The organism is Actinomyces stomatis (assembly GCF_031292835.1).
Classification (GTDB): domain Bacteria; phylum Actinomycetota; class Actinomycetes; order Actinomycetales; family Actinomycetaceae; genus Actinomyces; species Actinomyces stomatis.
On the sequence record NZ_JASPEP010000013.1, the window covers coordinates 61,354 to 67,951 of the forward strand.

Sequence of the window (6,598 nt, forward strand, 5' to 3'; positions counted from 1 at the left end):
CCTCACATGGATTCAGGACTGGGACTCCTACGGGAACGCGCACTACTCAGCCGTGCCGGCTCCCAGGTGGCTCGGTCGGTGCCCAGCAGGATGGCGAGGCCGATCGGCGCAACCATGATGATGGGCACCATGTAGCGGAACGGTGTGACGGTGGGCGCCGCGATCAGGAGCGTCGCCCACAGCAGGATCACAGGGGCATAGATCGCCACCCACTCCCGCCGCCCGGCGTAGACGAACCCGACCACGCTCAGTGCCACCACCCACATCCAGGTTCCCGGACCCGGCGTGGCCTCCATGACCCGTACGGCGGTGCCCGCCACCCGCTGCAGCGGCTGCGGCAGGAGCGAGTGGTTGATGACGCCGGCGTTGGCGTAGTCCCGAATCAGCTGGTCCCGGCCGGCCGGGTAGTTCGAGACCGCGGAGATGAAGCGGGACTGCCCATCGGTGCTGATCGGGTCGGCGTCGAAGCGCCACAGGTTGGCAGTATGCACGAGGAATCCTGTGACGAAGGGGCGGGGACAGGCCACCAAGGCCCGCCCCCACGCGGAGAGGAACTGGCCGCGGTGCGTGTCGAGGTAGGCGTTGTTGAAGCTCGGGGAGTCCTTGGTCGGGTCGACGCTGGCGGGCCGGTAGACCTGTTTCCAGACCTCGGGCTCCAGGACGTTGTCGAAGACCTGCCGGCTTGCCGACGGCAGGCAGTCGGCGTCGTGGACCAGTGTGTAGCCGATCATCTGCAGCGGGATCCCCAGGGCCTCCTTGGCGTGCTGGGACTGCGCCGTCGCAGCCGTGGGAACGACGATGATGACCAGGGTGACGGCGCTGACCACCAGCGCTCGGCGCAGGTGCGCCCGCGACCACCACACCATCAGCGCCAGGATCACCAGAACCACCGGCAGGGCGTTGTTGCGCATGAGCGCGAACCCCGCCGGTGCCGCCACCACCACCGCGATGCCGCGCCTGCTCATCAGCACCTGCCCGGCACCGGCGCGCACCACCAGCAGCACCGGGATGAGCAGGGTGGTGAACAGGGAGAAGGCCGCGTCCTTGACCACGGCGAAGGAGTAGTCGGCCACCAGCGGCATGAGCGTGCAGTAGGCGATGAGAAGCCCGGTCACCCGGCGCGAGGCGCCCTGACGGTCCAGGAAGACCGCGACGCCGCTCACGCAGGCCGCCCACAGCAGCATCTGCCCCACCGACAGCAGCACGACGCCGGTCAGATCGCCTCCGACCAGGCGTCCCAGACGGAACAGGACCCCGATCGAAAGTCCGTAGGTGATCGGGTGCTGGGCCCCTGCCCCGATCGGATCCCTCAGGATCCAGGCCGTGTCGTTCATCGAGGCCATCGGCCACAGGTGCGCGTACAGGAGGGACCAACAGATCAGCGGAATCAGGAATGCCAGCAGTGCCAGCCGACGGCGGTCCCTCCACCCCGCCCCGGGCCGCGCTCCGACTTCCTGCGAACGGCGGCTCCTGCGCCGCGCGGCCAGGTCCACCAGCGCCAGGAGCCCCCAGCACGCGGCGCCGCTGAGAACCAGTGCCACCAGGAGACGCACCGGGTTGAAGGAGCCCTCCTGGAGCAGGCCGGTGGCCCGTTGGACCCGCCCCACCACTTGTGAGGCGGCGTCCACCGCTGCGAAGGCCGCCGCGAAGAGAATCGAGGCCGCTGCCCGACGCCGCAGGTGACGGTTTCCCCCCTCCGTCAGGTCCTCGGAACGGTCGGATGGGGAGGCGGAGCGGAACGGGGGCGGTAGGCACAGTGGCACGGGCGTTGACCTCCAGTCCGGGGGCACATGAGAAAGCGCCTCAGCACCGGCACCATTCACACGATCGCCGGGCTCGCAGCGGGTGCCGCTAGAATAGCCCCTACTCAGCACTCGTCCTGATTGGAACCAGGTGGATCTCTCCAAGCTCGATATCGCAGCGATCGTCCCGTGCCACAACGAGGAGGGCGCGATCGCAAAGGTCGTCGCCGACCTCCTGGCGGCCGTTCCCACAATGCGCGTCTTCGTCTATGACAACTGCTCAACCGACCGCACCGCCGAGGTCGCGGCCGCCGCCGGTGCCATCGTTCGCCGTGAGGAGCGCAAGGGCAAGGGCAACGTGGTCCGCCGGGCCTTCGCCGATGTCGAGGCCGATATCTACGTCATGATCGATGGTGATGACACCTATGACGCCGCCGCCCTGCCCGATATGATCGCGGCCCTCCTGGAGGGGCCCTACGACCACGTCCTGGGCGTTCGCCGTGACGTGCAGGAGAAGAGCTCCTACCGCCCCGGCCACGAGGCCGGTAACAAGGCCTTCAACCGCCTGACCTCCCGGGTCTTCGGGACCCACGTCACCGATATGCTCTCCGGCTACCGCGTCTTCTCGCGCCGGTTCGTCAAGTCCTTCCCCGCCATGAGCCGGGAGTTCGAGATCGAGACCGAGCTGACGGTTCATGCCGCCACTCTGCGCGTGCCCCAGGTCGAGGTGCCGGTCGGCTTCAAGGAGCGCGCCGCCGGCACGGAGTCCAAGCTCAACACCTTCTCCGACGGATTCAAGATCCTGGGGCTCATTGGGCGTCTCGTGCGCGATGAGCGCCCCATCCTCTTCTACGGCACCTTGGGGTTCCTCACGTGGGTCGTCGCCGTCGTCCTGGGCATCCCGGTCGTCGGGCACTTCCTGAAGTTCGGCGACGTCCCCCGCTTCCCCACCTTCTTCCTGAGCGTCGGACTGGTGACGCTCGGTTTCCTGTGGATGATGCTGGGGGTCATCCAGGCGGGGCTGCGGCACTCGCGGGCCAACGCCGCCCGCCTGTCATACCTCGCCTACCCGGCCGTCTCGCGCCCGTAGAGGTCTGCCTGACGAACCGGGACGTGCTCCGGGACCGGCGACGGAGACGAGTGTGGGGTCCCTGCAGGGGACCCCACACATCATGAGCCGTCGGCGGCGACGACGCTTCCCGGTTACTGCCCCTGGGCGGCGTACTTGGCCTCGACCTCGGCCTTGAGCGGGCGCCACCAGGCCTCGTTGTCCCGGTACCAGTCGATGGTGGCCTGCAGGCCGGAGCGGAAGTCGGTGAACCTCGGTGCCCAGCCGAGCTCCTCGACCAGCTTGGAGTTGTCGATGGCGTAGCGCATGTCGTGGCCGGGGCGGTCGGCGACGTGCTCGTAGTCGTCGGGCGCGTGGCCCATGAGCTCCAGGATCAGCTCGACGACCTCCTTGTTGTTCTTCTCGCCGTCGGCGCCGATGAGGTAGGTCTCGCCGATGCGGCCCTTCTCGATGATGTCCCACACGGCGTCGTTGTGGTCCAGGACGTGGATCCAGTCGCGCACGTTCTCACCGGCGCCGTAGAGCTTGGGACGCACGCCATCGATGAGGTTGGTGATCTGGCGCGGGATGAACTTCTCGATGTGCTGGTAGGGGCCGTAGTTGTTCGAGCAGTTGGAGATCGTGGCCTCCACGCCGAAGGAGCGCACCCAGGCGCGCACGAGCAGATCGCTTCCGGCCTTGGACGAGGAGTAGGGGGAGGAGGGGTTGTAGGGCGTCGTCGGCTCGAACTTGGCCGGGTCGTCCAGCTCCAGGTCTCCGTAGACCTCGTCGGTGGAGACGTGGTGGAAGCGCGTCTTGTGGCGCCGTGCCGCCTCCAGGAGGGTGAAGGTGCCCACGAGGTTGGTCTGGATGAAGGGGGAGGGGTCTCGCAGCGAGTTGTCGTTGTGGGACTCGGCCGCGAAGTGGACGACGACGTCGGCCTCGGCCACGAGCGGGTCGACGACGTCGGCGTCAGCGATGTCTCCGACGACGAGCGTGACACGGTCATCCAGGTCCGCCAGCGAGCCCTTGTTCCCGGCGTAGGTGAGCTTGTCCAGGACGGTGACGGTGGCGTCCGGGTGACGCACCAGGGTCTGGTGGACGAAGTTGGCGCCAATGAAGCCGGCGCCTCCGGTGATGAGGACGTGCATAGAACTCGCTCCGATATGTGGGAACTGCGGGCGCTGAAGGCCCGTCATGGCCGACGCCATCATGCCACAGGAGCTCGCTCGAGCCCACGAGAGCCCGGGGTGGTCCCATCTGCTCTCCATTGGCGTCCTGCCGCACAATTCGTCCGCGGTGGCGAAATCAGATTGCAACGGTTCGTCGACATCTTGGAAGAACCTTGATCTATCAAGAAAAGATGAGGTCCGTGTCGCGGTCCGGGTGGCTGCGAGCGAGAACTGATGTCAGATGTCTCCGTTTTTATCAGTAAACTATCATTAATCTCTCGGAAACTATTCAGAAATTAAATACCGCCACCCGAGGGATCGGCGTCGGCGGCTGCGGTGGTGAGGCCCGATCGACGCCGGCAGGCATTCACCTCCAAAGGAACCCCATGAAAGTCCCTCGTCCTCGTGTCCGCACTGTCTACCGTGCTGTCGGGCTGGCCGCTCTGGCCCCGCTCCTCCTGTCCGGCCTGGTCCCCGTGGCCGTCGCCGCACCTGAGGCCGGTGACCCCGGTGGTCCGGGCAGCGCCTCCGGTCATGCTGCCGGCTCCGCCGGCCAGGCCGACAGTCCCGCTCCGGTCCAGATCCTCGACCTGACCACCTCCGGCGGACAGGCCACCGATATCGCCCAGTCGGGTCTCGACGACGCCCGGCCTGATGCTGGATCGGGCGCCAGTGGTGGCGCTCGGCCTGATGCTGGATCAGGCGCCACTGGTGACGCCCGGCCTGGTACTGGGTCGGGTACCGGTGGCGACGCCCCGCACGGTCCGGAGGCGTCGACGCCGTCGGCCCAAGGAGCCAGCGGCTCGGGCAGTGGCAACGGTGCCTCGGTGCTCCCGGCGCTGGCGACCGGCGGTCGGGTCCCCTCCGTCCTGCCCGCTGCGACCGACCCGCAGGCCGACGCCGCCCTCCTGACCGACCCGCTTCAGGTGGACCGCTTCCTCGTTGCGGGCTTCACCTGGGCCGGCGGCGCTGACCTTCCCGACGGCGTGCGCATCTACCTGCGTGTTCGCGAGAACGGCACCTGGTCTCCCTGGTACCTCAATGAGGCGGCTGACTCCGGGCGCGACGACCGCGAGACCGCCGGCACCGGTGAGTTCGTCACCGGCGGGGCCGACGCCGTCCAGGCCTCCGTCGTCGGGAGCTCACTGCCCGCTGGGCTCAAGCTCGTCCTCGTCCCCTCCCAGCCCCAGGGCGAGGAGGTCCTGGACTCGGGTGACGTCTCGACCACCGATGCCACGCCGACACCGGTCGTTGAGGAGGCAGCCGCTTGGCAGCCCGGGCCCGGTCGGGACGAGGTGTCGGGGGATGTAGGTGGGCCGGCTGCTCTGTCGGCTCCGGAGCTGACGACGGCATCCACCACGTCTGCGGTGTCGACCACGACGGCGCTGTCCGAGAGCACTGTGCCAGCCGCTGTCCCAGCCACTGTGCCGGTCTCAGTGCCGGCTGCTGCGCCGGCTGGGACGACCGCCAACGGGCTGCCGGTGCCGGTCACCACCCGAGCCGAGTGGGGCGCCAACCCCTCCTACATGAGCTGGGACCCCGACTACGAGGACGCCGGTCACGTCGTCGTCCACCACACTGCCGGCACCAACAACTACTCCGCCGGGCAGTCCGCCTCCATCGTGCGGGGCATCTACTACTACCACGCGGTCACCCTGGACTGGGGCGACATCGGCTACAACTTCCTCATCGACAAGTACGGCACCGTCTTCGAAGGACGCTCCGGCTCCGTGGCCGCTCCCGCCGGCGAGATGAGCGTCGGAGCGCACGCCCGCGGCGTCAACACCGGCACCATGGGCCTGTCCATGATGGGCGACTACAGCAGCGTCAGTCCCTCGGATGCTCAGCTGAACGCGGTGGGCAGGATGGCCGGATGGTTCTTCAAGCGCGCCGGCATCGCGGACGCCAACGGCCATGCGGGTCTGCACGTGTGGACCACTGAGCGCTACCAGGCGGGCTCCACCATCTCGATGCCCCGGATCCTGGGGCACCGGGATGTCGGCTACACCACCTGCCCCGGGAACGTCGGCTACTCCAAGCTCAGTGCCATCCGCTCCATCGCGCAGACACAGATCGATGGCGGCTCGGCGTCGTCGACCGCCCCGGGATCCGTGACCCTGCGTGGGGCGATTCTGACGGCCTGGACCGCTGCTGGTGGGGAGCGCTCCAAGATGGGGCTGCCTACGACCAGTGAGATCGCCTCGTCCAAGGGTGGGGTGTATCAGCGTTTTGAGCACGGTGTGGCGTACTGGACCCGGGCGACCGGGGCGCAGTTCGTGGCCGAGCCGGTGCTGAGTGCCTGGGGCGGCTACTGGTACGAGAAGGGCTCGATGGGTTACCCGCGCAGCGGTGTGGTGAGCGGTCCTGGTGGCAGCTTCCGTCAGAGCTTCGAGGGAGGTGTTGCCTACTGGCGTTCCGGGGGCAAGGCCAGCTTCGTGCGTGGGGCGATTCTGACGGCCTGGACCGCTGCTGGTGGGGAGCGCTCCAAGATGGGGCTGCCTACGACCAGTGAGATCGCCTCGTCCAAGGGTGGGGTGTATCAGCGTTTTGAGCACGGTGTGGCGTACTGGACCCGGGCGACCGGGGCGCAGTTCGTGGCCGAGCCGGTGCTCAGTGCCTGGGGCGGCTACTGGTAC

Annotated in this window: 4 protein-coding genes; 2 read left to right on the plus strand and 2 right to left on the minus strand. The window is 68.0% G+C overall.

What is annotated here, in order from left to right; genetic code table 11:
• Positions 1–2 precede the first annotated feature (2 nt).
• Positions 3–1,763 carry a DUF6020 family protein gene (locus RIV12_RS08375; RefSeq protein WP_309323171.1) on the minus strand — a complete coding sequence of 587 codons (1,761 nt, stop codon included), beginning with the start codon at positions 1,761–1,763 and terminating at the stop codon, positions 3–5.
• Between the two features lie 130 nt (positions 1,764–1,893).
• Here RIV12_RS08375 and RIV12_RS08380 point away from each other — a divergent pair, with 130 nt between their 5' ends.
• A complete protein-coding gene (locus tag RIV12_RS08380) occupies positions 1,894–2,832 on the plus strand; it encodes a glycosyltransferase (protein WP_075417089.1) in 939 nt (312 codons plus the stop codon).
• Positions 2,833–2,945: 113 nt separating this feature from the next.
• Here the strand turns inward: RIV12_RS08380 and rfbB are convergent, their stop codons facing one another.
• Positions 2,946–3,941: a dTDP-glucose 4,6-dehydratase gene (gene rfbB / locus RIV12_RS08385; RefSeq protein WP_309323173.1), complete on the minus strand. Its 996-nt coding sequence runs from the start codon at positions 3,939–3,941 to the stop codon at positions 2,946–2,948.
• A 407-nt stretch (positions 3,942–4,348) separates the two neighbouring features.
• On the opposite strand from rfbB, the gene RIV12_RS08390 reads away from it, so the two are divergent.
• A partial coding sequence (locus RIV12_RS08390) for an N-acetylmuramoyl-L-alanine amidase (RefSeq protein ID WP_309323175.1) occupies positions 4,349–6,598 on the plus strand: 2,250 nt, incomplete at its 3' end.

Bases quoted from the DNA above. Each gene is read 5' to 3' on its own strand.
- rfbB (WP_309323173.1), bottom strand. From the start codon at position 3,941: ATGCACGTCCTCATCACCGGAGGCGCCGGCTTCATTGGCGCCAACTTC.